General features: G+C 73.7%; 29 protein-coding genes. 15 read left to right on the top strand and 14 right to left on the bottom strand.

Going from position 1 to position 25,562, the window contains the following annotated elements:
• Nucleotides 1–140: 140 nt before the first annotated feature.
• Together ML5_RS24075 and ML5_RS24070 are read right to left on the bottom strand one after the other, a co-directional pair.
• Nucleotides 141–986 (bottom strand): alpha/beta fold hydrolase, encoded by an 846-nt coding sequence (locus tag ML5_RS24075; RefSeq protein WP_013476514.1) that lies wholly within the window; start codon nucleotides 984–986, stop codon nucleotides 141–143.
• 56 nt (nucleotides 987–1,042) lie between these two features.
• Nucleotides 1,043–1,282, bottom strand: a complete 240-nt coding sequence (locus ML5_RS24070) for a winged helix-turn-helix domain-containing protein (protein ID WP_013286712.1) — start codon at nucleotides 1,280–1,282, stop codon at nucleotides 1,043–1,045.
• Between the two features lie 293 nt (nucleotides 1,283–1,575).
• Between ML5_RS24070 and ML5_RS24065 the strand changes: the two genes are divergently transcribed.
• Nucleotides 1,576–1,851, top strand: coding sequence for a DivIVA domain-containing protein (locus ML5_RS24065; RefSeq protein WP_013476513.1), 276 nt, complete (start codon nucleotides 1,576–1,578; stop codon nucleotides 1,849–1,851).
• A 305-nt stretch (nucleotides 1,852–2,156) separates the two neighbouring features.
• Here ML5_RS24065 and ML5_RS24060 read toward each other — a convergent pair whose 3' ends face one another.
• On the bottom strand, nucleotides 2,157–2,702 hold the full coding sequence (locus ML5_RS24060; protein WP_013286715.1) for a hypothetical protein: 546 nt from the start codon (nucleotides 2,700–2,702) through the stop codon (nucleotides 2,157–2,159).
• A 337-nt stretch (nucleotides 2,703–3,039) separates the two neighbouring features.
• On the opposite strand from ML5_RS24060, the gene ML5_RS24055 reads away from it, so the two are divergent.
• The gene (locus ML5_RS24055) at nucleotides 3,040–3,939 is read left to right on the top strand and encodes a hypothetical protein (protein WP_013476512.1); all 900 of its coding nucleotides are present in this window, start codon (nucleotides 3,040–3,042) and stop codon (nucleotides 3,937–3,939) included.
• Nucleotides 3,940–3,972: 33 nt separating this feature from the next.
• Here the strand turns inward: ML5_RS24055 and ML5_RS32430 are convergent, their stop codons facing one another.
• Nucleotides 3,973–4,113, bottom strand: a complete 141-nt coding sequence (locus tag ML5_RS32430; RefSeq protein WP_168168223.1) for a hypothetical protein — start codon at nucleotides 4,111–4,113, stop codon at nucleotides 3,973–3,975.
• Nucleotides 4,114–4,123: 10 nt separating this feature from the next.
• Nucleotides 4,124–5,905, bottom strand: a complete 1,782-nt coding sequence (locus tag ML5_RS24050) for an ABC transporter ATP-binding protein (protein ID WP_369752312.1) — start codon at nucleotides 5,903–5,905, stop codon at nucleotides 4,124–4,126.
• Nucleotides 5,906–5,994: 89 nt separating this feature from the next.
• On the opposite strand from ML5_RS24050, the gene ML5_RS24045 reads away from it, so the two are divergent.
• Complete coding sequence (locus ML5_RS24045; RefSeq protein WP_013286718.1) at nucleotides 5,995–6,411, top strand: MarR family winged helix-turn-helix transcriptional regulator; 417 nt, start codon at nucleotides 5,995–5,997, stop codon at nucleotides 6,409–6,411.
• 80 nt (nucleotides 6,412–6,491) lie between these two features.
• On the opposite strand, the gene ML5_RS24040 is transcribed toward ML5_RS24045, so the two are convergent.
• The 8 genes from ML5_RS24040 to ML5_RS24005 form a co-directional block, all read right to left on the bottom strand.
• Complete coding sequence (locus ML5_RS24040; RefSeq protein ID WP_013286719.1) at nucleotides 6,492–7,118, bottom strand: TetR/AcrR family transcriptional regulator; 627 nt, start codon at nucleotides 7,116–7,118, stop codon at nucleotides 6,492–6,494.
• A gap of 95 nt (nucleotides 7,119–7,213) precedes the next feature.
• Nucleotides 7,214–8,485 (bottom strand): ABC transporter substrate-binding protein, encoded by a 1,272-nt coding sequence (locus tag ML5_RS24035; protein ID WP_013286720.1) that lies wholly within the window; start codon nucleotides 8,483–8,485, stop codon nucleotides 7,214–7,216.
• Nucleotides 8,486–8,535: 50 nt separating this feature from the next.
• Nucleotides 8,536–9,681: a branched-chain amino acid ABC transporter permease gene (locus tag ML5_RS24030; protein ID WP_013476511.1), complete on the bottom strand. Its 1,146-nt coding sequence runs from the start codon at nucleotides 9,679–9,681 to the stop codon at nucleotides 8,536–8,538.
• Nucleotides 9,678–10,556 carry a branched-chain amino acid ABC transporter permease gene (locus tag ML5_RS24025; protein ID WP_013286722.1) on the bottom strand — a complete coding sequence of 293 codons (879 nt, stop codon included), beginning with the start codon at nucleotides 10,554–10,556 and terminating at the stop codon, nucleotides 9,678–9,680. Before ML5_RS24025 ends, ML5_RS24030 begins: the two co-directional genes overlap by 4 nt.
• 13 nt (nucleotides 10,557–10,569) lie before the next feature.
• Nucleotides 10,570–11,286, bottom strand: coding sequence for an ABC transporter ATP-binding protein (locus tag ML5_RS24020; RefSeq protein WP_013286723.1), 717 nt, complete (start codon nucleotides 11,284–11,286; stop codon nucleotides 10,570–10,572).
• Nucleotides 11,283–12,101: an ABC transporter ATP-binding protein gene (locus ML5_RS24015; protein ID WP_013476510.1), complete on the bottom strand. Its 819-nt coding sequence runs from the start codon at nucleotides 12,099–12,101 to the stop codon at nucleotides 11,283–11,285. Before ML5_RS24015 ends, ML5_RS24020 begins: the two co-directional genes overlap by 4 nt.
• A 140-nt stretch (nucleotides 12,102–12,241) precedes the next feature.
• Nucleotides 12,242–13,447, bottom strand: coding sequence for an RNA polymerase sigma factor (locus ML5_RS24010; RefSeq protein WP_013476509.1), 1,206 nt, complete (start codon nucleotides 13,445–13,447; stop codon nucleotides 12,242–12,244).
• Nucleotides 13,444–13,794 carry a YciI family protein gene (locus ML5_RS24005; protein ID WP_013286726.1) on the bottom strand — a complete coding sequence of 117 codons (351 nt, stop codon included), beginning with the start codon at nucleotides 13,792–13,794 and terminating at the stop codon, nucleotides 13,444–13,446. The genes ML5_RS24010 and ML5_RS24005 overlap by 4 nt, the downstream gene beginning before the upstream one ends.
• Here ML5_RS24005 and ML5_RS24000 point away from each other — a divergent pair.
• The 7 genes from ML5_RS24000 (at nucleotide 13,765) to ML5_RS23970 (ending at nucleotide 19,526) form a co-directional block, all read left to right on the top strand.
• The gene (locus tag ML5_RS24000; RefSeq protein ID WP_369752310.1) at nucleotides 13,765–15,240 is read left to right on the top strand and encodes a flavin monoamine oxidase family protein; all 1,476 of its coding nucleotides are present in this window, start codon (nucleotides 13,765–13,767) and stop codon (nucleotides 15,238–15,240) included. The two genes, ML5_RS24005 and ML5_RS24000, sit on opposite strands and share 30 nt — an antisense overlap.
• Nucleotides 15,241–15,366: 126 nt before the next feature.
• Nucleotides 15,367–16,113: a lysozyme gene (locus ML5_RS23995; RefSeq protein ID WP_013476507.1), complete on the top strand. Its 747-nt coding sequence runs from the start codon at nucleotides 15,367–15,369 to the stop codon at nucleotides 16,111–16,113.
• A gap of 88 nt (nucleotides 16,114–16,201) precedes the next feature.
• Entirely contained in the window at nucleotides 16,202–16,876 is a 675-nt protein-coding gene (locus tag ML5_RS23990; protein ID WP_013476506.1) for a peptidoglycan recognition family protein, read from the top strand.
• 104 nt (nucleotides 16,877–16,980) lie between these two features.
• Nucleotides 16,981–17,346, top strand: a complete 366-nt coding sequence (locus ML5_RS23985; protein WP_013286730.1) for a helix-turn-helix transcriptional regulator — start codon at nucleotides 16,981–16,983, stop codon at nucleotides 17,344–17,346.
• On the top strand, nucleotides 17,343–17,984 hold the full coding sequence (locus tag ML5_RS23980) for an SRPBCC family protein (protein ID WP_013476505.1): 642 nt from the start codon (nucleotides 17,343–17,345) through the stop codon (nucleotides 17,982–17,984). The genes ML5_RS23985 and ML5_RS23980 overlap by 4 nt, the downstream gene beginning before the upstream one ends.
• Before the next feature lie 401 nt (nucleotides 17,985–18,385).
• On the top strand, nucleotides 18,386–18,982 hold the full coding sequence (locus ML5_RS23975; RefSeq protein WP_013286732.1) for an NADAR family protein: 597 nt from the start codon (nucleotides 18,386–18,388) through the stop codon (nucleotides 18,980–18,982).
• 34 nt (nucleotides 18,983–19,016) lie between these two features.
• Nucleotides 19,017–19,526: an NUDIX domain-containing protein gene (locus tag ML5_RS23970; RefSeq protein WP_013476504.1), complete on the top strand. Its 510-nt coding sequence runs from the start codon at nucleotides 19,017–19,019 to the stop codon at nucleotides 19,524–19,526.
• A gap of 123 nt (nucleotides 19,527–19,649) precedes the next feature.
• Here the strand turns inward: ML5_RS23970 and ML5_RS23965 are convergent, their stop codons facing one another.
• Nucleotides 19,650–20,816: an LLM class flavin-dependent oxidoreductase gene (locus ML5_RS23965; RefSeq protein WP_013476503.1), complete on the bottom strand. Its 1,167-nt coding sequence runs from the start codon at nucleotides 20,814–20,816 to the stop codon at nucleotides 19,650–19,652.
• A 143-nt stretch (nucleotides 20,817–20,959) separates the two neighbouring features.
• On the opposite strand from ML5_RS23965, the gene ML5_RS23960 reads away from it, so the two are divergent.
• From ML5_RS23960 to ML5_RS23940, 5 genes are read left to right on the top strand one after another with little or no spacing between them, the layout of a single operon-like run.
• A complete protein-coding gene (locus tag ML5_RS23960) occupies nucleotides 20,960–21,931 on the top strand; it encodes a sulfonate ABC transporter substrate-binding protein (RefSeq protein ID WP_013286735.1) in 972 nt (323 codons plus the stop codon).
• On the top strand, nucleotides 21,928–22,764 hold the full coding sequence (locus ML5_RS23955; RefSeq protein WP_013476502.1) for an ABC transporter permease: 837 nt from the start codon (nucleotides 21,928–21,930) through the stop codon (nucleotides 22,762–22,764). Before ML5_RS23960 ends, ML5_RS23955 begins: the two co-directional genes overlap by 4 nt.
• The gene (locus tag ML5_RS23950) at nucleotides 22,737–23,462 is read left to right on the top strand and encodes an ABC transporter ATP-binding protein (RefSeq protein ID WP_013476501.1); all 726 of its coding nucleotides are present in this window, start codon (nucleotides 22,737–22,739) and stop codon (nucleotides 23,460–23,462) included. Before ML5_RS23955 ends, ML5_RS23950 begins: the two co-directional genes overlap by 28 nt.
• A 16-nt stretch (nucleotides 23,463–23,478) precedes the next feature.
• Nucleotides 23,479–24,885 (top strand): selenium-binding protein SBP56-related protein, encoded by a 1,407-nt coding sequence (locus tag ML5_RS23945; protein ID WP_013476500.1) that lies wholly within the window; start codon nucleotides 23,479–23,481, stop codon nucleotides 24,883–24,885.
• Nucleotides 24,882–25,520: a hypothetical protein gene (locus tag ML5_RS23940; protein WP_013476499.1), complete on the top strand. Its 639-nt coding sequence runs from the start codon at nucleotides 24,882–24,884 to the stop codon at nucleotides 25,518–25,520. The genes ML5_RS23945 and ML5_RS23940 overlap by 4 nt, the downstream gene beginning before the upstream one ends.
• Nucleotides 25,521–25,562 lie beyond the last annotated feature (42 nt).

Genomic DNA, 25,562 nt, shown 5'->3' with positions numbered 1-25,562 from the left:
TTGACCGACTCGAGGGGCGCCTCCGGTCGATCACGCGAAGACTCTAGCCGTCCCGTCGACGGGACGGGTGTACCCGTAAGTACCGATCTCCGCGACAGGCCGCTACCGAAGGCTCCCGCTTTCAGGTTCCGGACGCCGGCTCATGCCGGCGCGTCGAGGAAGACGGCCACGGCCCGACGGAAGTCGTGTGGATTCTCGACCCACGGCAGGTGGCCGGATCCGGGGAGGCTGACCCGCTCACAATTGGGCAGCGCCTTCTCCAGCGAGTCGACGCCCCAGCGGGGACGGATGTCCTCGGGGCCGTCGATGATCAGCACGGGCAGGTCGAGCGTCCGGCACCGCGCCGCGATCCCGGAGGTACGGAGTTCCCGCTTGACCTCGGCGTTGACGGCCCGGTTGCAGTCGTGGTTGATGCCCAGCCACGGCGCGGCCATGTCCTCGGCGTGCGCCATGGCGGAGTCCGGATCGGCGAAGTCGGCCGACCACTGCAGAACCGCCCGTTCCCGTTCCTCCGCCGGGTTGAGCGCTCGTGCCCCAAGCGCCTCCCACCGGTGCAGATGGGGCCCGAGCCGCCGCCGGAGATTCCGTTCGTAATGCGGATGCCAGCCGCGTTCGGGGTCGATGCCGGTGCCGGAGACGTAGATCAGGTGACTGACCCGCTCCGGGTGTTCGATCGCGTACCGCAGCGCCAGGTGCGCGCCCCACGAGTGGCCCAGCAGTGCCGTCCGCGGTCCGGCCAGGTGTTCGCGGACCGCGTCGAGGTCGGCGACGAAACGGCCGATCGTGTACGGGCCGCGCCGCTCGGAGCGCCCGCAACCACGCTGGTCCCACCGGATGACACGGGCGTGCCCGTCGAGCAGCCGGGCGACCGGGCCGAGGTAGTCCCAGATGCCCGGACCGCCGTGACAGAGCACCAGCGGCGCCCCGGCGCCGACCTGGTCGGCCCACAGGCGACAACCGTCTTCGGTACGCACGTCCGCAGTCATCGCCGACAGTATGGCGAGTCGGACGACGACCGGTGGGCCTGCTGGACTGACGCCGGTTACGGCTCTCTCATCCAGGTCTTCGGATCGGTCACGAAGACACCCTTGCCCTGCTGCCGCCGGATCACCCGCAACGCTTCGAGACGCGCATACGCCATCTGCACGGTGCCGTGACTCACGCCGTAGCGATCGCGCAGCGCAGCGATCGAGGGCAGCTTGTCCCCGGGCTTCAGCTTCTTTCCTCTGACGTCGGCGATCACATCGTCGGCGATGCGCCAGTAATCCGGCACTTCTCGCATGGCACTCCTCGCGTGGCGACCCGATTCGATCACACCGCGACGCGCCTAACAAGCAGCGTTGACTCATCTGACATGTCTAGATAAGTTGATTCTGGGCCGATCCTCGCGTGGCAACGAGTTCGGCCCATCCCCCGGTCGGGGCGGGTGCGCGTACCCGTCCCGACCCTCCGGACTGCTCCGCCTCCGTACCGCCGATCCGGGCTGCGGTGGCGGAGCGGGCGGGTCGGCCGCGGCCGGCGTGCGGACGGCCCGCCCTTCCACCGCACCTGCCCCCTACTCCTGGAAGGACCGAAGTGACGCTGCATCGATCCGGCCGCCTCTACCTGAGCGGCCTGCCGGCCCGGCTGACCCCGCACGAGGTGCGCACGCACGCCTTCGACGCCCGCAGGCGCGGCGTCGACCCTGATCAGGTACGCGAGTTCCAGGCCCGGGTCGCCGACGAACTGGCCGAACTGCACCGCCGGGTACGCCTGCTCGCGCAGGAGAACGACAGGCTGAAGCGCGCCCTGCGGGACTGGCAGGCCATGCACGCCCGGGAGTGCCGCCCACCGAACGACGGCCACTGGTAGCGGTGCGCCCGCAACCCGGCGACCTGCTACGGGTCGACGGCCGCGCGTCGGTGCAGTTCGGCGGCGGTCGGGCGCTCACGTTCCGGGTCGTATCGGTCGGGCCCGAGGTGACGTACACCGGGTGGATCTGGCTGACCGGGTACGTGGTCACCAGTCGCGGCACCGCCACTGCGAAGCGGGAGATCTTCGTGCAGCTCGCCGGGCTGCGCCGAGCCGGCGAACCGTTGCCGCGCGATCAGTCCTGGGTGCCGGCGAACCGTTGCCGCGCGATCAGTCCTGGGTGCCGGCGAACCGTTGCCGCGCGATCAGTCCTGGGTGCCGGCGAACAGCGTCCAGGCGTCGATCTCGGTCGGCGCCAGCGGCCGCGCCGGCAGATAGGACGCCAGATCGCGGAAGTCCGCCACGGCGTTGTGGACGCACACCGCGAGCGAGAAGTGCAGCAGTTCCCGCACCGCCTGCGCGTCGGGGGCCGTGACGTCGTCGAGCAGCGGGCTGCGGACATCCAGCGCGAACACCACGTGGCAGGCGCTCTGGTCGGCCTTCACGACGCAGTAGTAGCGCCCGGCCTCGGCCAGCCGGTTGCGGATGTTCGCCCAGGCCATCGCCCCGGAGATGTCCGGCACGTCGGCGCCGGCCACGCAGGCCATCCGGAACACCCAGCGGGCCGGATCGTCCGGCGACACCGCGCCGTAGACCAGCACCAGGCCGCCGCGGTGGAACACGGCGAAGCCCTGCACGTCCGGGCTGAGGTGCAGGAAGTCCGGGGTCCAGACCCGGTCGTACTGCCGTTCGGCCAGGGAGCGCAGGAAATTCACGGTCTGGCCGGCGGCCTGACGAGCGTCTACGCCCATGCGTTCTGGTCCTCCCCGAAGGATCGCGGAGCCTCACGCTACGAAGCGCTTCGATCACGGATCAAGGCGCGCCGATCGACTCTGGATGGTCGGTCCCGTGAACGGGACCGAAACAGCCCGAGTCCCACGGATAGGACTACGGGACGACTCGTCCGATCGGTCAGCGCCCGCCCCTGGGCCGGGCGGAACCGCCGCGCGGCTGCGCGCGTACACCGGCCCGGGTTGTTAGCGTGGATCGCGGACCGCCACGGCGGTCCGGCCACCCCTCGCCCGACGGCCCGCGCGCGCCGGTGACGCCGCGGGACGCGGTGCTGCGATCCGGCATGGAGGGGGTGCGATGACCGCGGTGCCGGGAGGGCCCGAGCCGGGCGGCGGCCGGCCGATGCCCGGCGCGCCGGTGGACAGCAGGCGGCGGCGGTGGGCCGGACGGGCGCGGGCGCTGGGCGAGGCGGCGCGCGTGCGGACCCGGCGCTTCTGGGACGGCGCGCAGCCGACGCTGCGGCAGCTCTGGTGGACCGAGGAGCCGGTGACGCCGGTGACCACAGTCGACCGGCGCGTCCCGGAGCCGCTCGCGGTGCCGGCGCAGGGCCAGGTGTACGTGTTCCTGGTCCGCGCCACCTACACCTGGTCGTCGGAGACGGCCCGGCCGGAGCTGTTCGGCTGGTACGTGGACTACTTCCAGCAGCAGGCCACGCAGCGCCTGCACCGGCTCGCGGTCCGGCACGCGGTGGAGGTGCCGCCGCACCGCCCGCGCGACCTGCACGCCGCGTTGACCGCCGCGCTCGCCGACGACGACCCGCCGCCCTGGACGTACGCGCGCGGCGAGGTGACGTTCGCCTGCGAGCCGGACGTCACGGTGCACCTGGACGAGCGGGTGCGCAAGCTGCTCCAGCCGTACTGGGAGCAGCGCATCGCGCTGGAGTGCGAGCGCGACCTGGCCCGCCGCCGCGCCGAGTACGCGGAGGAACGCGACCGCCGTGAACAGCCGACGGCGGCGCGAGCCGGGAAGGACGGCGAGCCGGCCGCCACGGCACCGCCGGCCGACGGGACCGGACCGGCGGGCGCGGCACGGGACGCGCGAGGGATGCCCGGGCCGGGGCGGGCGCGGCGTGGATCGCGGCCGGACGGACCGGTGGAGTCGTTCACCCCGCTGGAGCCGCTGCTCCCCCCGCCCGCGCCGCGCCCGGCCCCGGGACAGCGGCCCCGCCCGGGCGAGCCGGAACCGCCCCAGGTCTGAGCCCGGACGGGCCCCAGGTCTGAGCCGGGACGGTCAGCCCGGGACGGCGGCCTTCTCGGGGGCGGGCGTTTCTGCCCGGGCGGCCTGCGCGGGCTGCTGCACGCCCAGCATCGCCCCGGCGACGACAGCGGTCGTGCGCAGCGCCGGCACGCGCCACCGGGCGGCGGTGGTCACTCTCCTACGCTCAGCCGACCAGGGCGGCGTAGCGGCCGCGCCGGTCCAGCAGCGCGTCGTGGGTGCCGGATTCGACGATCCGGCCGTGGTCGAGCACGGCGATACGGTCGGCGTCGCGAACAGTGGAGAGCCGGTGCGCGATGGTCACCACGGTGCGGCCCCTGGCCAGCTCGTCCAGCGCCCGCTGGACCGCGCGCTCGGTCTCGGTGTCCAGCGCGCTCGTCGCCTCGTCCAGCACCAGGATCCGCGGGTCGCGCAGCAGGGTCCGGGCGATCGCCAGGCGCTGCTGCTCGCCGCCGGAGAACCGGTGGCCGCGCGAGCCGACCATGGTGTCGTACCCGTCGGGCAGCGCGGTGACGAGGTCGTGGATGCGGGCGGCGCGGGCGGCGGCCTCGATCTCGGTGTCGGTGGCGTCCGGGCGGGCGTACCGGAGGTTGTCCCGCACGGTGCCGTGCAGCAGGTACGTCTCCTGGCTGACCACGCCCACGACGGCGGCCAGGTCGGCCGGGCGCAGGTCGCGCAGGTCGATCCCGTCGATCGTGATGCGGCCGGCGTCCGGGTCGTGCAGCCGGCTGATCAGCGCGGCGAGCGTGCTCTTGCCGGAGCCGGTCTCCCCCACCAGGGCGAGGCTGGTGCCGGCCGGGACGTCCAGGCTGACGCCGGCGAGGGCGGCGGTGTCGCTGCCCGGGTAGCTGAAGGTGACGTCCTCGACGCGCAGGTGGCCGCGGGCGGTGGCCGGATCGAGCGGGACCGGGCGGGCCGGCTCGGCGACCTCGACGGGCAGGTCGAGGTATTCGAAGATGCGGGCGAACAGCGCCAGCGACGCGGTGAGCGTGACGCCGACGTTGAGCAGGCCCATCAGCGGCCGGAACAGGTTGCCCTGGAGGGCGGTGAACGCGACGAGCGTGCCGATGGTGAGCGTGCCGGCGGTGCCGGGCAGGCCGGCGCTCAGGTAGATCACCGCGGGGATGGCGGCGAAGACGATGCTCATGGCGGCCATCCGCCAGCGGCCGGCCAGTTCCGAGCGCAGTTCCAGGTCGACCAGGCGGGCCGAGGAGGCGGTGAACCGGTCGACCAGGGCCGGGCCGGTGCCGAGCGTCTTGGCCAGCCGTACGCCGCTCACCGACAGGCCCTCCTCGATGGTCACTGTGAGGTCGGCCAGTTCGCGCTGGCGCTGGGCGGTGATCTCCCGGCGTAGCCGGGCGACCCGGCGGGTGAGCCAGAGCGCGGGCGGAAGCACGACCGCCGAGACGAGGGTGAGGCGCCAGCTCAGCGCCAGCATGGCGATGGTGGTGGCGACCACTGTGGTGAGGTTGGCGGCGATCGAGGTGGCGGTGGAGGTGACCACCGCCTGCATGCCGCCGATGTCGTTGGTGATGCGCGACTGGACCTCGCCGGTGCGGGTGCGCACGAAGAAGCCGATCGACTGGCGCTGGAGGTGGGCGAAGACGTCGGCGCGCAGCCGGTGCATGACCTCCTGGCCGACGCGGGTGGAGATCCAGGTCTGCGCGACGCCGAGCACCGCGGTGACCGCAGCGACCGCGACCATGCCCGCGACCAGCCAGGCCAGCAGGGTCAGGTCACGCTCGGGCAGGGCCCTGTCGATCACGGTACGCAGCAGGAACGGCGTGGCCATCGCGATGATCGAGGACGCCACGATGATCGCCACCACTGTGGCGAGCGGGCCGCGGTGGGCGGTGAACAGGCCGCCGATCCGGCGCAGGGACACCTCGCGGGCCTGGGCCTTCTCGGCGGGGGAAACGGTCCGGCCGTCACGGCGGCCGTCGGGGATGCGATCCAACTGTGCTCCTCGTGCAGGGGACAATGCTGAGGTTACCTCAACATGAGGGAACAACACGAAAGCCTGTTACCGTATTCCCCGTGAACGGCAGCGACGAGAGCCTGGCCGAGACGTTCTGGGCGGTGACCCGCCGCCTGCGGCACCAGACCAAGCGCGCGCTGGAGCCGTGGGAGATCAGCCCTGGGCAGGCGCGGGCGCTGGGCGTGCTCATGCGTCACGGCGCGCTGCGGCCCGGCGCGCTCGCCGAGCACCTGCGCATCGCGCCGCGCTCGGCCACCGAGGTGGTCGACGGGTTGCAGGAGCGGGGCCTGGTCGAGCGACGGCCCGACCCGGGCGACAGGCGGGCCACGCTGGTCGCCCCCACCGCCGAGGGCGAGCGGGTGGGCACCGCGATCCGGCAGGCGCGGGCCACCGAGGCGGAACGGTTCTTCGGCGCGCTCGCACCGGACGACCGGGCCGAACTGACCCGCATCCTGCGCCTGCTGCGCGAGGACTGAGCACCAGGCCGGGCACCTGGACCGGCGCGGAAGACGGCCGTCGGCGCCGAAGTCGGCCGGAAGACCGGCCGCCGGGAGCGTCAGCGCAGGCCGGCGGCGATCGCGTCGACCAGCAGCGCGCCGAGCGTACGGGCCATCACCGCGCGGGCCGCGTCGACGTCGAGCCCCATCGAGTCACGCATCATCGACCACGCCGACCAGGTGCCGGCCACGGTGAGCGCGTCGAGCAACTGCTCCCGGCCCGGCCCGGCGTGTGCCAGTTCCGCGCCGAACACCGACTCGATCTCCTGGCGTACCCGGGCGATGGCCGCCTCCCGGTTGCGCCGCAACTGCGGGGAGAACGGCTCCCGCAGCGCCGACGCACGGGCCGAGGGCGCCAGCACCTCCAGCAGCCGGGCGCGCTGGTCGCAGAACGCGGCGATCCGGGCGGTCAGCGGCAGTTCCGGCGACACGGGCTGCCAGAGCGTGGCCTGCCGCTCGCCGACCCGCCGTCCGGTCGCGGCGAACAGCGTCTCCATGTCCTTGAAGTTGGTCCAGAGCGTGCGCAGCGACACCCCGGCCCGCTCGGCGATCCGTTCCCCGGTGGGCCGCAGGTCACCGGAGTCGATCAGGGCCAGGTGCGCCTCCACGATCGCGGCCCGGGTCCGCTCGGCCCGCGCCGCCCGGCCGTCCACCCGCTCCGGCGGGTCGGTCTCCAGCTCGATCATGGGTACGGGCTCTCCTGTTGCTCGTCTGCCGGCGGCCACTCTACGTGCGTGCCGCCGGGCGACCGGCACCCGGCCGCCCGGCGGCAGCACGGCGGTCAGGACGTCGGAACGGCGTCCGCCGGCGGGTTCGTCGGCGGCTCGGTGAACTCGGTGACCGCGCCGTCGCCGTCGTCGGTGGTGTACGCGGGACCGAAGTACGCCTGCGCGCCGTTGCTCACCTTGGTCAGCCGGACACCGCCGTAGCCGGCGTGCACGCCCTCGGCGTACCGGAAGGGGGTCAGGCCCGGGCCGCGGAAGCCGCCCTTGCGCACGGCCTCGACCAGCTTCTCCCGGGTGGGGTCGGGCCCGGCGGCGAGCATCGCCTGGACGAACGTGTACGCCATCGAGTAGCCGTAGATGGCGTTGCCGTCGACCGGGTTGCCCGCATTGTACTTCTGGTGGATCTTGGTGAACTCCTGGATCCACGGGTTCGCGGTGTCACCCACCATCGGCAGGTAGTTGTCGGCGATCATGCCTTCGAGGATCACCTTCTTGTCGCCGAGCTGGGCCGACAGCGTGGTGTAGTCCGCGCCCACGTTGGAGACCACCCACTGCGCCTTGAAGCCCTGCCCGGCGGCCTGGCCCATGGCGAGCGCGGTGAAGCCGGGGATGGTCGCCGAGATGACCACCTGGCAGCCGGCCGCGCGCAGCGCCCCGATCGCCGGGCCGACCTGCTGGTTGGTGGTGGTGTACGTCTGCTTCGCCGCGACCGGGCCGAGGACCTGCTCGACCCCGGCCAGCGAGTCCCGCCCGAAGTCGTCGTTCTGCCCGAAGTGGCAGACCTTCGCGCCGGGGAACTCCCGCTTGACGTAGCTGGCCAGGATCTTGCCCTCGACCGTGTAGTCGGGCTGCCAGCCGAACGTCGTCGGGTACTTGTCCGGCTGGTTCCAGTTGCGGCTGCCGGAGGAGACGAACAGGTCCGGCACCTTCTGCGTCTTGACGAACTCCAGCACGTTCGTGTGCGTCGGCGTGCCGAGGCCGCCGAGCAGCGCGAAGACCTTGTCGTCGAGCACCAGCTTGCGGACCACGTTCTCGGTGTTGGCGGGGTTGTAGCCGTCGTCCATGACCTTGTAGACGATCTTCCGGCCGTGCACGCCGCCCTTGCTGTTGACGTGCTCGAAGTACGCCTTGGTGGCGGCGGAGATCTTCGAGTAGCCGGGCGCGGCCGGTCCGGTGAGCGGTTGGTGGGTGCCGATGACGACCTCGGAGTCGCTGACGCCGGGGACGTTCTCGGCGGCCTGCTTCTCGTCGTCGGCGCAGGCCGGCAACGCGGCCAGCAGGGCCAGGCCGGCGGCGGCCGCGAGAACGCGGCGGGTGGTGGGGCGCATGGTTCTCCATTCCGGTGCGACGGTGCGAACGGTGGGTGGAACCGGTGAGGTCAGCGGTCCGGCGACCGGCGGGTGGCGGGACGACGGCGGACGGCCCTGCGCAGGCGGGCGCCGACGGCACGCACCCCGCCCTGGAGGCCGCCCGGGGCGGCGAGCATGACGACGATGAGGATCAGGCCGAACACTGCGAGCGCGAGGTTCCCTTCCAGCCGCTGGGCCAGCCCGGCGGAGAGGTTGAGGTGTTCGGTGAGCAGGCCGGGCAGGTCCTGGAGCGCGACCAGCAGCACCGCTCCCCAGACCGCGCCGGCCAGGCTGCCCAGCCCGCCGATCACGATCGCCATGAGCAGGAACAGCGACAGGTCCAGCGGGAACTTGCCGGGTGCGACAGTGGCGGTGAGCATGGCGTACACGCCGCCGCCGAGGCCCGCGCAGGCGGCGCTCACCACGAACGCGAGCACCTGCGTGCGGGCCACCGGGATGCCGGCGAGCCGGGCCGCGACCTCGTCGTCGCGGACCGCCCGCAGCGACCGGCCGAAGCGGCTGCGTACCAGGTTGGCCAGCAGCAGCATGGTGAGCAGCGCGGCGCCCAGCGCGATCCAGGCGAGCCAGCGTTCCGGCTGGAAGTAGGCGCCGAGCGCCGCCGGTGGCGTCTGCGCCGGGAACCGCAGCCCCTGCTCGCCGTTGAACACGCCGGTGAAGATCGTGGTGACCGCCGGGACGAGCGTCGCCACCGCGAGCGTCACGCCGGCCAGGTAGGGGCCGCGCAGCCGGGCCGCCGCCAGCCCGACGACAAGCCCGCCGAGCGCTGTCACCGCGACGGCGACGAGCAGTGACGCGGGCAGCGTCCACCAGCCGCGTACGGCCCGCTCGTCCAGGGCCTGCTGGGTCAGCGCCACGGTGTACGCGCCGGTGGCCATCAGCGCGCCGTGCCCGAGCGAGAGCTGGCCGTTGAGTCCGACCAGGACGGTGTGCCCGGCGGTGACGCAGAGGAACGCGCAGACGCGCGCCACCTGGAGGTTCTGGTACGGCGCGAGCTGGTTGGTCACCAGCACGACGAGCGTGCCGGCGAACACGGCCACGGCCAGGTGGCGCAGCAGCGTGGAGCCGCGCGCCTCACGTCCGGCGGGGGCGCCGGGAAGCAGCCGCCGCAGCGGGGACGGCGCGGCGGGCGCGATCTCGGTGGGGGTGCTCGTCACACGTGCCTCGCTCTCGCCGCGGAGAAGAGCCCGCCGGGGCGGACCAGCAGGACGGACAGCAGCAGCACCAGGACGGCCAGCGGGGTGGTGTCCGGTCCCAGGTAGCCGGTGACGTAGGACAGGATCAGCCCGACCAGCAGGCCGCCCACCACCGCGCCCACAGGGCTGTCCAGGCCGCCGACCACGGCGGCGGTGAACGCGACCACGAAGACCAGGTCCATGGCGTGCGAGTGCAGGCCGAGTCCGGTGGGGACGACGAGCATCCCGGCGAGCGCGCCGACCCCGGCGGCGAGCGCCCAGCCCAGCGTGAGCATCCGGCCGACGCTGACGCCGAGCAGCCGGGACACCTCTGGCGCGAAGGCGGCGGCCCGCATCCGCAGGCCCACGGGGGTACGGGTGAACAGCAGCGCGAGCAGCGCCACCACAGTCAGCGCCGCGCCGAGCACCCACAGGTCGTACGGGGACAGCGCGGCCACCCCGCCGATGGTGAGCGCGTCGGTGTCGAACGGCGCCGGTGCGGGCCGGTAGTCGTTGCCGAAGACCATGCCGAGCACCGCCTGGATGACCAGCACCAGCCCGAGCGCGACGATCACCTGGTTGAGCGGGCCGCCGGGGCCGGCGAACCGCATCAGCACCCGCTCCACGAGCGCGCCCAGGGCTAGCCCGGACAGGATCGCGGCGGCCAGGCCCAGCCAGTACGAGCCGGTGGCGGAGACGACCGCGTACCCGACGTAGGCGGTGGCCACGGCCATCGCACCCTGGGCGAAGTTGACCACCCGGGCGGCCCGCCAGATGAGCACGAGCGCGAGCGCGAACGCCGCGTAGACCGCCCCGGCGGCGAGCCCGTCGAAGGTGAGGAACCAGAACCGCTCCATCCGCGACCCCTTCCTAGAATCCGAGGTACGCGTGCCGGAGCTGGTCGTCGTCGCGCAGCCGGGCGGCCGGCGCGGCCGTCACCACCCGCCCGAGCGACATGACGATGCCCTGGTCGGCGACTGACAGCGCGGTGCGCACGTTCTGCTCGACGAGCAGCACGGTGAGCCCCCGTTCGTCGCGCAGCCGCCGCAGCAGCGCCATGATCTGCGCGGCCACCTTGGGCGCCAGCCCGAGCGACGGCTCGTCGAGCAGCAGCAGCCGGGGCCGGGCGATCAGCGCCCGGCCGATCGCGAGCATCTGCCGTTCCCCGCCGGAGAGCTGGTGCCCGGCGTGGTCGCGGCGGCGGGCCAGGGCGGGGAACAGCTCGTACACCTCGTCGAGCGCGCGACGGGCGTCGGCCCGGTCGCGCCGCCACAACCCGCCCAGGCGCAGGTTCTCCGCCACTGTCAGCTCGGTGACCACGCCGCGCCCCTCCGGCACGTGCGCCAGGCCGCGCCGGACCAGGTGTTCGACCCGGACGCCGCGCAGGTCCTCGCCCGCGTACCGGACGCGGCCGCCGGTGGGCCGCAGCAGACCCGAGAGGGTACGCAGCAGCGTGGTCTTGCCCGCGCCGTTGGCGCCGAGGACGGCGGTTACGGTGCCGGCCGGGACGGTGAACGCGACGTCGCGCAGCACCGGCACGGGTCCGTAGCCGCAGCTGAGCGCCTCCACCTCCAGCACGGCTGTCACGACGCGCTCCCGGTCGGCTCGGCGGGCACGTCCGCGCCCAGGTACGCCTCGGTGACCCGGGGGTCGTCGCGGATGCGATCCGGCGGCCCGGCCGCGATCACCTTGCCGAAGTCGAGCACCACCAGTTCCTGGCAGACGGACATGACCAGGTCCATGTGGTGCTCGACGAGCAGCACGGCACAGCCGTCGTCGCGATCGGGCAGCGCGCGGACCAGGTCGGCCAGCTCGGCCACGTCGTCGGCGCCGAGACCGCCGGCCGGTTCGTCGAGCAGCAGCAGCCGGGGCCGGGCGATCAGCGCGCGGGCCAGCGCGACCCGCTTGCGCACCGGGTACGGCAGGGTGGCCGGCGCCGCGTCGGCGTACTTCTCGATGCCCAGCTCGGTGAGCAGGTCCAGGGCCCGGACGCGCAGCCGCCGCTCGTCCCGGTCGCTGCGGGGCAGGCCGAACAGCGCGGCGGCGAATCCGGCGCGGGCCGTGTGACTGGCGCCTGCGACCACGTTCTCCAGCACGCTCAGCCCGGCGAACAGGCCGACGCCCTGGAGCGTGCGGGCGATGCCGAGCCGGGTGAGGGCGTGCGGGCGGGGCCGGAACGACCGGCCGTCGAGGGTGAGTGAACCCTCGGTCGGCCGGACGAAGCCGCAGACCACGTTGAACAGCGTGGTCTTGCCGGCGCCGTTGGGGCCGATCACGCCGACGATCCGGCCGGGCGGCACCCGCAGCGAGACGTCGTCGAGGGCGACCAGGCCGCCGAAGCGTACGCCGACGTGGTGCAGCGCCAGGCCCGGTTCGACGGCGGCTGTGGCCGGTGGGCTCATCGTCACCTCGTGCCGGTCGACGGAGCACGGAAAAACTAATTACACCGGGAGTGTACTTTTCTCTGCCGCCGCGTCAATGCCCCGACGATCACCGCTCGCTTACGGGGGTTACCGCCCTCCTACGTGCACGGTCGGTGCGATCATCCCGGCATGCGGTCGCGGGCGCGGCGCAGGAACGTCTGCTCCGCCGCGTTGCCGGTGCCGGCGATCGCCGCGTCGTACGCGACCCGTGCCTGCTTCGGACGGTCCAGCCGGCGCAGCAGGTCGGCCCGGATCGCGTGCCACACGTGGTAACCGGCCAGGTCCAGACGCTCCACCTCGGCCAGTCCCGCCGCCGGTCCGCGTACCTCGGCCAGCGCGACCGCCCGGTTCAGCGCCACCACCGGCCCGGGCGCGACGGCGGCGAGCTGGTCGTAGAGCGCGAGGATCTGGGTCCAGTCGGTGACGGCGACGGTGGGCGCGTCCGCGTGCACAGCGCCGATCGCGGCCTGGATCTGGTACGGCCCGGGCCGGTCCCGGCGCAGGCACCGGCGGACCAGGTCCTGTCCCTCCGCGATCAGCTCCCGGTCCCACCTGCCGCGGTCCTGCTCGGACAGCGACACCGGCACCCCGTCCGGGCCGGTCCGGGCGGCGCGGCGCGCCTCGGTGAGCAGCATCAGCGCGAGCAGGCCGAGCGCCTCCGGCTCGTCCGGCATCAGCGTCACCAGCAGGCGGCCCAGCCGGATCGCCTCGGCGCCCAGCTCGGCGCGGCCCAGCCGCTCCCCCGCGCTCGCCGTGTGCCCCTCGTTGAAGATCAGGTACACCACTGCCAGCACCCCGCGCAGCCGGTCCGGCAGGTCCGCGTCGCGCGGCACCCGGTACGGGATACCGGCGTCGCGGATCTTCGCCTTGGCCCGGACCAGGCGCTGCGACATGGTGGGCTCCGGCACCAGGAAGGCCCGCGCGATCTCGGCGGTGCTCAGGCCACCGAGCAGGCGAAGCGTCAACGCCACCCGGGCGGGAGCGGCGAGCGCCGGGTGGCAGCAGGTGAAGATCAGGCGCAGGCGGTCGTCGGGCACGGGCCCCTCCTCGGCGGGCGGGTCGGCGGCGTGCAGCAGGGCGGCCTCGGCGTGCCGGGCCGCCCGGGTCGCCTCGCGCCGCAACCTGTCGACCGCCCGGTTCCGGGCGGTGGTGATGATCCAGCCGGCCGGGCTGGGCGGCGGCCCGTCGGCGGCCCACCGCGACACGGCGACAGTGAACGCCTCCTGGACCGCCTCCTCGGCGAGGTCGATGTCGCCGAGGAGACGGACCAGGACGGCAACCGCACGGCCGTACTCGGCCCGGAAGACGCGTTCGACGTCGGTCATCCCTCGCCCTGGAACGGGCGGACCTCGATCGGCAGCGTGGTGGCGAGGGCGTACCGGCGGCCCCAGTCCAGCGCGGCGTCCAGGTCGGGCGCCCGGATGATGGTGACGCCGCCCAGGTACTCCTTGCCCTCGGCGAACGGCCCGTCGGTGACCAGCACCTCGTCACCGGCCGGGCGCAGCACGGTGGCGGTCTGCGGGTCGTGCAGGCCGTTGCCGAACACCCAGCACCCCGCCTCCCGCAGGTCGCGGCCGATGGCCTCGACCTCGCGCATCACCCCGGCCAGGAACTCCGGGTCCGGGCGGCCCTCGCCGGCCGGCTGGTACATGCTGATCAGGTACTGCTTCATCGGCTTCTCCTCGTCACCGGACGGCCCCGCGCCGCCCTCTCACCCTCCACACGAACGACTGATGCCCGTTTCGACACGCCGGGCCGGGTGAATCCGGCCGGGAGCGGGGTACGCCGTCCCGTGCGCCGCCACCGGGTCGTCGTCGTGGGCGCCGGGTTCTCCGGTCTGGCCTGCGCGCTCGCGCTGGACGCGGCAGGCGCCGAGGTGCGGGTGCTGGAGGCCCGGGACCGGGTGGGCGGCCGGACGCTGAGCCGCCCGCTACCAGGCGGCGGCTGGCTGGACCTCGGCGCGCAGTGGATCGGCCCGACCCAGGACCGGATGTACGCGCTCGTCGCCGCGTACGGCCTGACCACGTTCTCCTCCCCCGCGCACGGCGCGGCGGCGCTGCTGCTCGGCGGACGCCCGGCCACCGGCGAGCCGCCCGGGCTGTCCGCGCTGCTGGGCACGCTCGACGAGATGGCGGGCGGGCTCGACCCGGCCGCGCCGTGGCGGGTGGACGACGCGGCCCGGTGGGACCGGATCACGCTGGGCGGCTGGCTCGACGCGAGCGCTGCCGACCCGGTCACCGCCGGGTACGCGGGCCGGATGCTCGCCGGTGGGCTGCTGGCCGCCTCACCGGACGAGGTCTCGCTGCTGCACATGCTGTTCTACCTGCGCAGCGGCGGCGGCACCGGGTCGCTGCTGCGCATGGCCGGTGGCGCCCAGCAGGACCGGCTGGTCGGTGGTCCGGCCGCGCTGGCCGAGCTGATGGCCGCCGCGCTGCCGCCGGGGAGCCTGTGCCTGCGCGCCCCGGTGGACGGCGTCGCGCAGGACGGCGACGGCGTGCGGGTGCGCGCCGGCCGCGAAGCGTACCGCGGCGACGCGGTGGTGATCGCGCTGGCGCCGACGCTGGCCGGGCGGATCCGGTACGACCCGCCGCTGCCGCCGCTGCGCGACGGGCTGACCCAGCGGATGCCGATGGGTGTGGCGCTCAAGGTGCACGCGCTCTATCCGGAGCCGTTCTGGCGGGCCGACGGCCGCTCCGGCGTGTCCAGCACCGACACCGGGCCGCTCACCGAGACGGTGGACAACTCGCTGCCGGACGCGCCGGGCGGGGTGCTCACCGCGTTCAGCTACGGCGCGCAGGCCCGGGCGCTGCGCCGGCTGCCGCAGGACGCGCGCCGGGACGCGCTGTGCGAGGCGCTCGCCGCGATCTTCGGCCCGGCCGCCGCGCGCCCCGACGACCTCGTCGAGTACGACTGGTCGGCCGACGAGTGGACGCGCGGCTGCTTCTGCGGCGTCCTGCCACCCGGCGCGTGGTGCGCGTACGGCCCGGAACTGCGCACGCCAGTGGGCCGGGTGCACTGGGCCGGCACCGAGACCGCGACCCGGTGGAGCGGATACCTGGAGGGCGCGGTGACCGCGGGCGAGCGCGCCGCCGCCGAGGCGCTCGCCCAGCTCGGCTGAGCACCCTATCCAGTGAGATTCTTCGATGGAGTCTATTGAAAAGTTTCTCCGCCCTGTGCCCTAATGACGACAGTTCCTTTCGTCATACTCCCGCCGCCGGAGCGCGGCAACCCCCAGGGAGGACAGATGCACAGTTCGATCCGATCGGCGCTGCGCGCGGCCGGAGCCGCGCTGCTCGCCACCGTCACCGTCGCCGCCGCGACGCTGTCCGGGGCGGCACCCGCCTCCGCCGCCCCGGCCGGACTGCCCGGCATGGACGTCTCCAGCTACCAGGGCAACGTGAACTGGTCCGGAGCGTGGGCGAACGGCGCCCGGTTCGCGTACGTCAAGGCGACCGAGGGCACGTACTACACCAACCCGTACTTCGCCCAGCAGTACAACGGCTCGTACAACGTCGGGATGATCCGCGGCTCGTACCACTTCGCCCGCCCCGACACCACGAGCGGCGCCACCCAGGCCAACTACTTCGTCGACCACGGCGGCGGCTGGTCGAAGGACGGGCGGACGCTGCCCGGCGCGCTGGACATCGAGTACAACCCGTACGGCGCGACCTGCTACGGCCTGAGCCAGGCGTCGATGCGCAGCTGGATCGCCTCGTTCGTCAACCAGTACTACGCCCGCACCGGCCGGTGGGCCACCATCTACACCACCACCGACTGGTGGAGCACCTGCACCGGCAACACCTCGCAGTTCGCCGCCAACAACCCACTGTGGATCGCCCGGTACGCAAGCAGCGTCGGCACGCTGCCTGCTGGCTGGGGCACGTACTCGTTCTGGCAGTGGTCGTCCTCCGGCGTCTTCCCCGGTGACCAGAACGTCTGGAACGGCTCGCTCGACCGGCTGCGCGTCCTGGCCTGCAACGGACCCTGCTGACCCCGGCCCGGGCGTGGCGGGCGGTGCCGGTCCCGCCACGCCCGGCGTACCGGCCGATCCGGCGCTCCCCTTCCGCGAGGAGGTTGCGATGTCCGTTCCCGTACCCCGGCGGACCGTGCTGCGCGGCGCGGTCCTGCTCGGCGCCGCCGCCGGCGTCGGCGCGCTGACCCAGATCGGCTCCGGCCCCGGCGCCCGGGCCGCCGCCACCCGGGTCGACCAGCCGACCATCGCCAACTGCGCGACCTGGGGCGCCCGCCCGCCCTCGTCGCCGGTGAGCGTGGTGACCAGCCGGCCCAACAAGATCATCGTCCATCACACGGCGTTCCCGAACACCACCGACTACAGCCTCGCCCAGGCGTACCGCAACTCCCGCGACATCCAGAACCTGCACATGGACGGCAACGGCTGGCTCGACTCCGGACAGCACTTCACCAACAGCCGGGGCGGCCACCTGACCGAGGGCAGGCACGGCAGCCTCTACGCGCTGCTGCACGGCCAGACCATGGTGCAGGGCGCGCACTGCGTCGGGCAGAACAGCCAGGCCATCGGCATCGAGAACGACGGCATCTACGTGGACGTGCAGCCGCCGCAGGCGCTCTGGAACAGCCTCGTCACGTTCTGCGCGTTCACCTGCCAGCAGTACGGCATCGCGCCCACCGAGATCTACGGGCACAAGGACTTCAACAACACGCAGTGCCCGGGGCTGCTGCACGACCGCCTGCCGGAGCTGCGCCGTACCGTCGCCGCCCGTCTCGGCGGCTGACCACGGGGGTACGCGGGGCGCCCGGGTGCGACGGGCGCCCCGCGCTGCGCGCGCCCACTGTGTCAGCGCTCGCTTATATAAGCTGGGTCTGATACAAAGGGGTCGTGCACGCCTTCGACGTTCTCGGCGACCCGGTCCGCCGCCGGATCCTGGAACTGCTCGCGGACGGCGAGCAGCCCGCCGGCACGCTCGGCGAGACCGTGCGGCGCGAGTTCGGCATCAGCCAGCCCGCCGTCTCCCAGCACCTCAAGGTGCTGCGCGAGCACGGCTTCGCCACTGTGCGCGCCGAGGGCACCCGCCGCCTCTACGCCGTGGATCCCGGCCCGCTGCGCGAGATAGACGCGTGGCTGGACGGGTTCCGCCGCTTCTGGACGCCGCCGCTGGCGGCGCTCGCCACCGAGCTGGCCCGGGGCCGCCGCGAACGACGGCTGCGCGAGGACACCACCGACGACGAGAGGACCGAACCATGATCGACGTGACCGGACAGATCAGCGCCGTCGAGCGCCGCATCGGCGACCGTACGCTCCCCGCCGGGCACGCGCGGGTGCTCACCATCGCCCAGACGTACGACGCGCCGGTGGCCGACGTCTTCGACGCGTGCACGAACCCGGAACGGATACCCCGCTGGTTCCTGCCGGTCTCCGGCGACCTGAGCCTCGGCGGCCGGTACCAGCTGGAGGGCAACGCGGGCGGCACCGTCGAACGCTGCGACCCGCCGCACGGCTTCGCCGCCACCTGGGAGTTCGGCGGCGAGGTGAGCTGGATCGAGGTACGGCTGCGCGAGGCGGGACCGGGGCGTACCCGCTTCGAGCTGGAACACGTCGCGCACGTCGACGACCAGCGGTGGGCCGAGTACGGTCCGGGCGCGGTCGGCATCGGCTGGGACCTGGCACTGGTCGGTCTGGCCTCCCACTTCGCCACCGACGGCACGGGCGTCGACCCGGCCGCCGCAGCCGACTGGATGGCCTCACCCGAGGGCCTGCGCTTCGTCACCGAGTCCAGCAGAAGCTGGACGACGGCAAGCATCGAGGCCGGCACTCCCACCGAGCAGGCACAAACCGCAGGCACCCGAGTAACCGCGTTCTACACAGGCGCCCCCACTCCCTGACCACCCCGCCCCCTCCCCTCCCCGCCCCCTCTCCCCGTCGATCTTGCACTTTGCGCCCGCAGAATGTCCGATAGGCACGTTATGAGGGGCACCAAAGCGCAAGATCGACGATGAGGGCGGCTCAGGTCTTGGAGATCTTGGTAGGAAATGGCCCTCATGGGGGCCCGTTCGCTCCAAGATCTCTCGGGATCTCGTGATGCGGGACGGCCTTCTCCGCAGTCAAGATGCGCAGTCGGCTCGGGCAGGCGAATGTGGCTCGACGTCGCGAGGCGCGCGTGGTCGGAATGTCGACGTGAGAGGACGAGCCGAGGCAGCGGGCGGGGAGGGCGGGGCCGGACGGAGATGTCCGCGGTGGACGGTGACGTCGGTGTGCCGTCCCCGGGGTGAAATGCGGCGGTGGGATGTCGGTGGGGTGGGGCAGACTGCGGGGCATGCCGATCCGCTCCGTCACCGACCTGACCACTGCGCTCGACGCCGGGCAGACGGTCAAGTACCTGCACTTCTGGGGGCACCGGCCACGGCCTGACGGCAGCGTCGGCGCGAGCTGCCTGAGCCAGTGGTGGCCGGCGGCGTTCACAGTCGACGGCCGGGAGTTCGCCACCGCCGAGCACTGGATGATGTGGCACAAGGCCACGCTCTTCGGGGACCACGCGATCGCCGAGCGGGTGCTGGCCGCCGGGCATCCGCACCGGGCCAAGGCGCTCGGCCGGCAGGTCCGCGACTTCGACGAGGCGACCTGGACGGCCCGCCGCTACGAGATCGTGGTGGCCGGCAGCGTCGCCAAGTTCGGCCGGCACGAGCCGTTGCGGCGGTTCCTGCTCGGCACCGGCGACCGGGTGCTCGTCGAGGCCAGCCCGACCGACCGGATCTGGGGCATCGGCCTGACCGCCGACGATCCACGGGCTGCCGACCCGGCTACCTGGCGGGGCGACAACCTGCTCGGGTTCGCCCTGATGGAGGCGCGCGCCACGCTCGCCGGCCGAGGGGGTGACGCCTGACCTCGGGCCGGGGGTCCGGGTAACGTGCTGCGGCGTGACCGCGTACTCGCACTGCTCGTTCTGCGGCGCGGCCTACCCGGCGGACTCCGGGTGGCCGCGTGTCTGTTCCTCCTGCGGCGAGACGGTGTGGCGCAATCCGCTGCCGGTGGCGGTGGCGGTGCTGCCGGTCCGCACACCGGAGGGGCTCGGCGTGGTGGTGGTACGCCGCGACATCGAACCGGCCCGGGGGCAGCTCGCGCTGCCGGGCGGCTTCATCGAGTACGGCGAGGAGTGGTCCGAGGCGCTCGTGCGTGAGCTGCGCGAGGAGACCGGGCTGCGGGCCGAGGCCGGCGAGGCGCGACTGTTCGCGGTGCACGGCGCTCCGGCGGGCGGCACCATGATGGTCTTCGGCGTGCTGCCCGAGCGGCCGGTCGGTGACCTGCCGCCGTCGGCGCCGACCGAGGAGGCCACCGAGTGGCTGGTGCTCACCGATCCGGTCGAGCTGGCCTTCTCCACGCACACCCGGGTGCTGGCCGACTTCCTCGCCGAGCAACGCCCGATCTGACCGGAACCGGGGGCCGCCCGATCTGGCCGAGGCGACCCCGGGCAGCGCCCGGCCCTGACCGCGACGAATCCGGCAGCGCCGGACGGCCCGGCACGCTCCAGCCCGGAAACGGGCGCGGCGGGGTCAGACGCGGGCCGGGACCGGCTGGGGTGAGAACGGCACGGCGGCCGGCGCCTCGGTCTCCGGCTCGCCGGCCGGGTGCCGCCACAGTCCGCGCCGCCGCAGGATCGGCAGCACGCCCTCGCCGAACCAGTACGCCTCCTCCAGGTGCGGGTGGCCGGAGAGGATGAACTCGTCCAGGCCGAGCGCGTGGTACTCGGCGATCCGGTCGGCGACCTCGGTGTGGCTGCCGACGAGCGCGGTGCCCGCGCCGCCGCGTACCAGGCCGAATCCGGCCCACAGGTTCGGCGAGACCTCCAGCCCGTCGCGGGAGCCGCCGTGCAGGTCGAGCATCCGCCGCTGCCCTTCGGACTCGCTGCGCCGCAGCCCTTCCTGCACGGCGCGCACGTCGGCCTCGGGGATGCCGTCGAGCAGCTTGCGCGCCTGGGCCCACGCCTCCTCGGCGGTGTCCCGGCTGATCACGTGCAGCCGGATGCCGTACCGCAGCTCGCGGCCGGCCTCGGCGGCGAGCCCGCGGATCCAGTCCAGCTTGCCGGCCACCTGCGCGGGCGGCTCGCCCCAGGTCAGGTACACGTCGCTGTGCCGTACCGCCACCGGCCCGGCCGCGCCGGACGAACCGCCGAAGTAGACCGGCGGCACCGGGTCGGGCACCCGGCCGAGCCGGGCTCCCTCGACCCGCACGTGGGCGCCGTCGTGGTCGACCGTCTCGCCGCGCCACAGCGCCCGCACCACGTGCAGGAACTCGTCGGTACGCGCGTAGCGGGCGTCCTTGTCCAGGAAGTCGCCGTACGCGCGCTGCTCGGCGGACTCGCCGCCGGTGACCACGTTGAGCAGCAGCCGCCCGCCGGACAGGCGCTGGAACGTGGACGCCATCTGCGCGGCGAGGGTGGGTGAGAGCAGGCCGGGCCGGAACGCGACGAGGAACTTCAGCCGCTCGGTGACCTCGGTGAGCATGGCGGTGGTCAGCCAGGCGTCCTCGCACCAGGCGCCGGTGGGGGTGAGCGCCCCGGCGAAGCCGAGCTGCTCGGCGGTGCGGGCGATCTGCCCCAGGTACGCGACGCTCGCGGGCCGTGCGCCACCGGCGGTGCCGACCGGTACGCCGTGGCCGCCGCCCACGATGTCCCGGCCGTCGCCGTAGGTCGGCAGGAACCAGTGGAAGGTGAGCGACATGGTGTACCTCCGGTGCGGGATCGGGCGGGTCGCCTCCTGAGTGGTGGGACGACCACGCCGACACACTACCCATAAAACCTATCGGGTTGGTAGGTTGCTGTCGCCCGCCGACGGCCGGGCCCATCCCTCCCCGAGGAGTCGCCATGCGTACCCCCAGATCGCGCCGCCGGCCGGTGGCCGCGCTGCTCACCACCCTCGCGCTGCTCGCCGCGACGGCGCTGACGGCCTGCGGCGGCGAGGCGGCCGACGCCAGTGGCGGCGGCGACGGCCCGCTGCGGATCGGCTATCAGCGCTTCGGCGGGCTCAGCCTGGTCAAGGCGCGCGGCGACGCGAAGAACGTCACCTGGTCGCTGTTCGAGAGCGGCCCGGCCCTGACCGAGGCGCTCAAGGCCGGTTCGATCGACATCGGCCAGGTGGGCGAGGCGCCGCCGGTGTTCGCCGCCGCCGGGAAGATCCCGTTCTCCGTGGTCGGCACCTCCCAGCCGATCCCGCAGGGCGAGGCGGTTCTGGTCAAGGCGGACAGCCCGTATCGTGGATTCGCCGACCTGCGCGGGAAGACGGTAGCGCTGAACAAGGGCTCCAACGTGCACTGGCTGCTGGTGAAGCTGCTGGAGGCGAACCGGATGACGCTCGCCGACATCAAGGTGAAGTACCTCAAGCCCGCCGAGGGGCGGCCCGCGTTCGACAACGGGCAGGTCGACGCGTGGATCATCTGGGATCCCTACTTCGCGCTGGCCGAGCAGCCCGGCGTACGGGTGCTCGCCGACGCGACCGGCCTGGCCGGCAACCGCGAGTACGTGCTGGCCGCGCCGGACGCGGTGAAGAACCGCACCGACGACGTACGGGCGTTCCTGGACACGTACCGGCAGACCACCGACTGGGGCATCGCCCACCCGGCCGAGCGGGCCGCCGTCCTCGCCCCGGAGCTGAAGATCCCGCTCGACGTGACCACCCGGGCGCTGGCCCGCAGCGCCAAGCCGCTCGCCCCGGTCACGCCGGAGATCGGCGCCGAGTTGCAGGCCATCGCGGACAGCTTCGTGGAGCTGAAGCTGGTGCCCGGACCGGTCGACATCGCCGGGCGGGTGGACGGCCGGTTCAACGAGGCGTTCCAGTGAGCAGTCCGGTGCTGGCCGAGGCGAGTCCTGCGGTCGTACCCGATCGGGTGACGCCGCGGCGGTCGCGGGCCCGCGCCTCGCGGCGGTGGCGGCGCACGGTGAGCCCGGTCGTGCTGGTCCTCGCCTGGGAGGCCGCCGCGCGGACCGGGCTGCTCGCGCCGGAGAAGCTGCCCGCGCCCAGCGCGGTGCTGGCCACCGGGTGGCGGCTGGCGAGCGACGGGACGCTCGGCGTGCATCTGCTCGACTCACTCACCCGCGCCGCGCTCGGCCTGCTCATCGGCGGCGGCCTGGCGCTCGTGCTCGGCGCGGCGGCGGGGCTGCTGCGCCTCGGCGATGACCTGGTCGACCCGCCGGTGCAGATGGCCCGGATGCTGCCGCACCTGGGCCTGGTCCCGCTGCTGATCATCTGGGTGGGCATCGGCGAGTCGTTGAAAGTCACGCTCGTGGCGCTCGGCGCGTTCTTCCCGATCTACTTCAACACGTACGCCGGCATCCGCGACATCGACGAGCGGCTGGTGGAGGCGGCGCGCACCTGCGGTCTCGGGGCGGCGGCCCGGCTGCGGCACGTGGTGCTGCCCGGCGCGCTGCCGGCGCTGTTCCTCGGGCTGCGGCTGGCCATCGGCGCGGCCTGGCTCAGCCTGGTCGTCGGCGAGCAGGTGAACGCGCAGACCGGCGTCGGCTTCCTGATGATGGAGGCGCGCGAGTTCAGCCAGACCGACGTGGTGGTGCTCGGCCTGCTCATCTACGCGCTGCTGGGGCTGGCCTCCGACCTGCTCATCCGGTACGCGGAGAGGAGGACGCTGGCGTGGCGACGCGGACTGCGCGCGACCTGACCGGGCCGGTGCTCACCGCACGCGCGGTGACCCGGTCCTTCGGCCCGGCGGTGGTGCTGGCCGGGGTCGACCTGACCATCGGCGACGGCGAGACGGTGGCGCTGCTCGGCGGCAGCGGATCCGGCAAGAGCACGCTGCTGCGCGTGCTCGCCGGGCTCGACGGCGACGCGGGCGGCGAGCACGTGCTGCACGGCACCTCCGCCGTGGTGTTCCAGGAGCACCGGCTGCTGCCGTGGAAGCGGGTGGCGGACAACGTGGCGCTCGGGCTGACCGGACCGGACGTGGGCGACCGGGTCGGCCGCGCGCTGGCCGAGGTGGGTCTCGCCGACCGGGGCCGGGCCTGGCCGGCCGAACTGTCCGGCGGGCAGGCGCAGCGGGTCGCGGTGGCCCGCGCGCTGGTCCGCGAACCGGACCTGCTGCTGCTGGACGAGCCGTTCGGCGCGCTGGACGCGCTGACCCGGCTGCGCATGCAGGGGCTGCTGCGGCGGCTGCGCGCCCAGCACGGCTTCGCCGCGCTGTTGGTCACCCACGACGTGGAGGAGGCGCTGCTGCTGGCCGACCGCGTCCTGCTCCTCGACGACGGCGTGATCGCCGAGGAGGTGCCGGTACGCCTCGGCCCGTCCCCGAGCCCCGACGACCCGGCCCTCGGCGCGCTGCGCCGCCACCTGCTCGACCGCCTCGGCGTACCCGCCGGCTGACCGTGAGGGAGAACCCATGACCCGCTGGACACCCGACCCGACCTTCTATCCCTCCCCCGCGCTCGCCGCCGCCGCGCCGACCGAGAAACTCGCGTACGTCGCCGCGTTCGACCGCGCCGGGCAGCGCCCCGACGCCATCGCGGTGCTCGACACCGACCCGGACTCCGGCTCGTACGGCCGGGTGGTGGGCTGGACCGAGCTGCCGGACACCGGCGACGAGCTGCACCACTTCGGCTGGAACGCGTGCAGCAGCGCGCTCTGCCCGACCGCGCCGCACCCGCACGTGGAGCGCCGCTACCTGATCGTGCCGGGCCTGCGCTCGTCCCGGATCCACGTGCTCGACACCAAGCCCGACCCGCGCCGCCCCGAGCTGGTCAAGGTGATCGGAGCGGAGGAACTCGGCAGGCGTGCCGGGTACTCCCGCCCGCACACGGTGCACTGCGGGCCGGACGGCATCTACGTCTCCGCGCTCGGCGGCGCCGACGGGCAGGAGGGGCCGGGCGGCATCGCCGTGCTCGACCACACCACGTTCGAGGTACGCGGCGCGTGGGAGGCCGACCGGGGGCCGCAGTTCCTGGCGTACGACTTCTGGTGGCACTACACGCAGGACGTGCTGGTCACCAGCGAGTGGGGCACGCCGTCGATGATCGAGGACGGCATCGTCGGTGAGCTGCTGCTGGGCCGCCGGTACGGGCACGCGATCCACTTCTGGGACCTGGCGAGGCGCCGGCACGTGCAGCGCGTCGACCTCGGCGACCAGTACCAGATGCCGCTGGAGCTGCGTCCCGCGCACGACCCGACGAAGTCGTACGGCTTCGTCGGCGTGGTGATCAGCGTCGAGGACCTGTCCGCGTCGATCTGGCTGTGGCACCGCGACGGCGACGCCTGGGCGGTCACCAAGGTGATCGACATCCCCGCCGAGCCGGCCGACCCGGCCGACCTGCCGGAGCTGCTCAAGCCGTTCGGGGCGGTGCCGCCGCTGGTCACCGACATCGACCTGTCCGTTGACGACAGGTTCCTGCACGTCTCCTGCTGGGGCACCGGCGAACTGATCCGCTACGACGTCAGCGACCCGTTCCACCCGGTACGCGTCGGCTCGGTACGCCTCGGCGGCATCGTCAACCGCACCCCGCACCCGGCGTTCCCGGACGAGCCGCTGGCCGGCGGGCCGCAGATGGTCGAGATCAGCCGCGACGGCCGCCGTGTCTACGTCAGCAACTCGCTCTACGGCGCCTGGGACGACCAGTTCTACCCCGACGGGGTGGGCGCCTGGGTGGCGAAGCTCGATGTCGACCCGGAGCACGGCGGCCTCGTGCCGGACCCGCGGTTCTTTCCGCGCGGCGAGGAGTTCCGCGGCCTGCGCGTACACCAGACCCGGTTGCAGGGCGGCGACGCCTCGTCCGACTCGTACTGCTTCCCGTGACCGGCGCGACCTGGGCGGCGCTGGCCGGCCTCGGCGCGTTCCACGGCCTGAACCCGGCGATGGGGTGGCTGTTCGCGGTGGCCCGGGGCCTGCAGGAGCGCCGCCGGGCCGCGCTGCTGGCGGCGCTGCCGCCGATCGCGGCCGGTCACCTGGCGTCGGTGGCGGTGGTCGCCGCGCTGGTCAGCGCCACCCGGTCGGTGACGGCGAGCACGCTGGTCGCGGTGACCGGCGGGGTGCTGCTGGTCGGGTTCGGGCTGTGGCGGCTGCTGTCCGAGCGGCACTTCCGGTGGGCCGGGATGCGGCTGTCGGCGGCGCAGCTCACCGCCTGGTCGTTCCTGATGTCCGCGGCGCACGGCGCGGGCCTGATGCTGCTGCCGGTGCTGCTCGCCGAACCGGCGGCCGGCGCCGGCCCGCACGCCGGGCACCTCGCCGCCGCGCCGGCCGGCGCGCTGACCGGCCTGCTCGCCGCCGCCGTGCACACAGTCGCCATGCTCGCCGTCGCGCTGGTCGTGGCCCTGCTGGTGTACGAGGTGCTCGGCGTCGGTGTGCTCCGCCGGGCCTGGTTCAACGTCGACCGGCTGTGGGCCGGTGTGCTCGTGGCGGCCGGCGTGGTGACGCTGATCGCTGCGGCGTGAGGTCGCCGCCACCTGCGACGGATCGATGAAAAGTCCTACTGA

The sequence above is a fragment of the Micromonospora sp. L5 genome, assembly GCF_000177655.2.
GTDB classification, from domain to species: domain Bacteria; phylum Actinomycetota; class Actinomycetes; order Mycobacteriales; family Micromonosporaceae; genus Micromonospora; species Micromonospora aurantiaca.
This window is presented reverse-complemented; position numbering and strand designations above follow the sequence as displayed.

Coding starts and splice junctions, on each gene's coding strand:
- ML5_RS24015 (WP_013476510.1), bottom strand. CDS start 12,101: ATGAGCCCACCGGCCACAGCCGCCGTCGAACCGGGCCTGGCGCTGCAC.
- ML5_RS23945 (WP_013476500.1), top strand. CDS start 23,479: ATGACCCGCTGGACACCCGACCCGACCTTCTATCCCTCCCCCGCGCTC.
- ML5_RS23965 (WP_013476503.1), bottom strand. CDS start 20,816: ATGTCGCTCACCTTCCACTGGTTCCTGCCGACCTACGGCGACGGCCGG.
- ML5_RS24055 (WP_013476512.1), top strand. CDS start 3,040: ATGACCGCGGTGCCGGGAGGGCCCGAGCCGGGCGGCGGCCGGCCGATG.
- ML5_RS23980 (WP_013476505.1), top strand. CDS start 17,343: ATGATCGACGTGACCGGACAGATCAGCGCCGTCGAGCGCCGCATCGGC.
- ML5_RS24035 (WP_013286720.1), bottom strand. CDS start 8,485: ATGCGCCCCACCACCCGCCGCGTTCTCGCGGCCGCCGCCGGCCTGGCC.
- ML5_RS23975 (WP_013286732.1), top strand. CDS start 18,386: ATGTCGGTGGGGTGGGGCAGACTGCGGGGCATGCCGATCCGCTCCGTC.
- ML5_RS24075 (WP_013476514.1), bottom strand. CDS start 986: ATGACTGCGGACGTGCGTACCGAAGACGGTTGTCGCCTGTGGGCCGAC.
- ML5_RS24005 (WP_013286726.1), bottom strand. CDS start 13,794: ATGAAGCAGTACCTGATCAGCATGTACCAGCCGGCCGGCGAGGGCCGC.
- ML5_RS24060 (WP_013286715.1), bottom strand. CDS start 2,702: ATGGGCGTAGACGCTCGTCAGGCCGCCGGCCAGACCGTGAATTTCCTG.
- ML5_RS24040 (WP_013286719.1), bottom strand. CDS start 7,118: ATGATCGAGCTGGAGACCGACCCGCCGGAGCGGGTGGACGGCCGGGCG.
- ML5_RS23995 (WP_013476507.1), top strand. CDS start 15,367: ATGCACAGTTCGATCCGATCGGCGCTGCGCGCGGCCGGAGCCGCGCTG.
- ML5_RS24070 (WP_013286712.1), bottom strand. CDS start 1,282: ATGCGAGAAGTGCCGGATTACTGGCGCATCGCCGACGATGTGATCGCC.
- ML5_RS23960 (WP_013286735.1), top strand. CDS start 20,960: ATGCGTACCCCCAGATCGCGCCGCCGGCCGGTGGCCGCGCTGCTCACC.
- ML5_RS23990 (WP_013476506.1), top strand. CDS start 16,202: ATGTCCGTTCCCGTACCCCGGCGGACCGTGCTGCGCGGCGCGGTCCTG.
- ML5_RS24025 (WP_013286722.1), bottom strand. CDS start 10,556: ATGGAGCGGTTCTGGTTCCTCACCTTCGACGGGCTCGCCGCCGGGGCG.
- ML5_RS24010 (WP_013476509.1), bottom strand. CDS start 13,447: ATGACCGACGTCGAACGCGTCTTCCGGGCCGAGTACGGCCGTGCGGTT.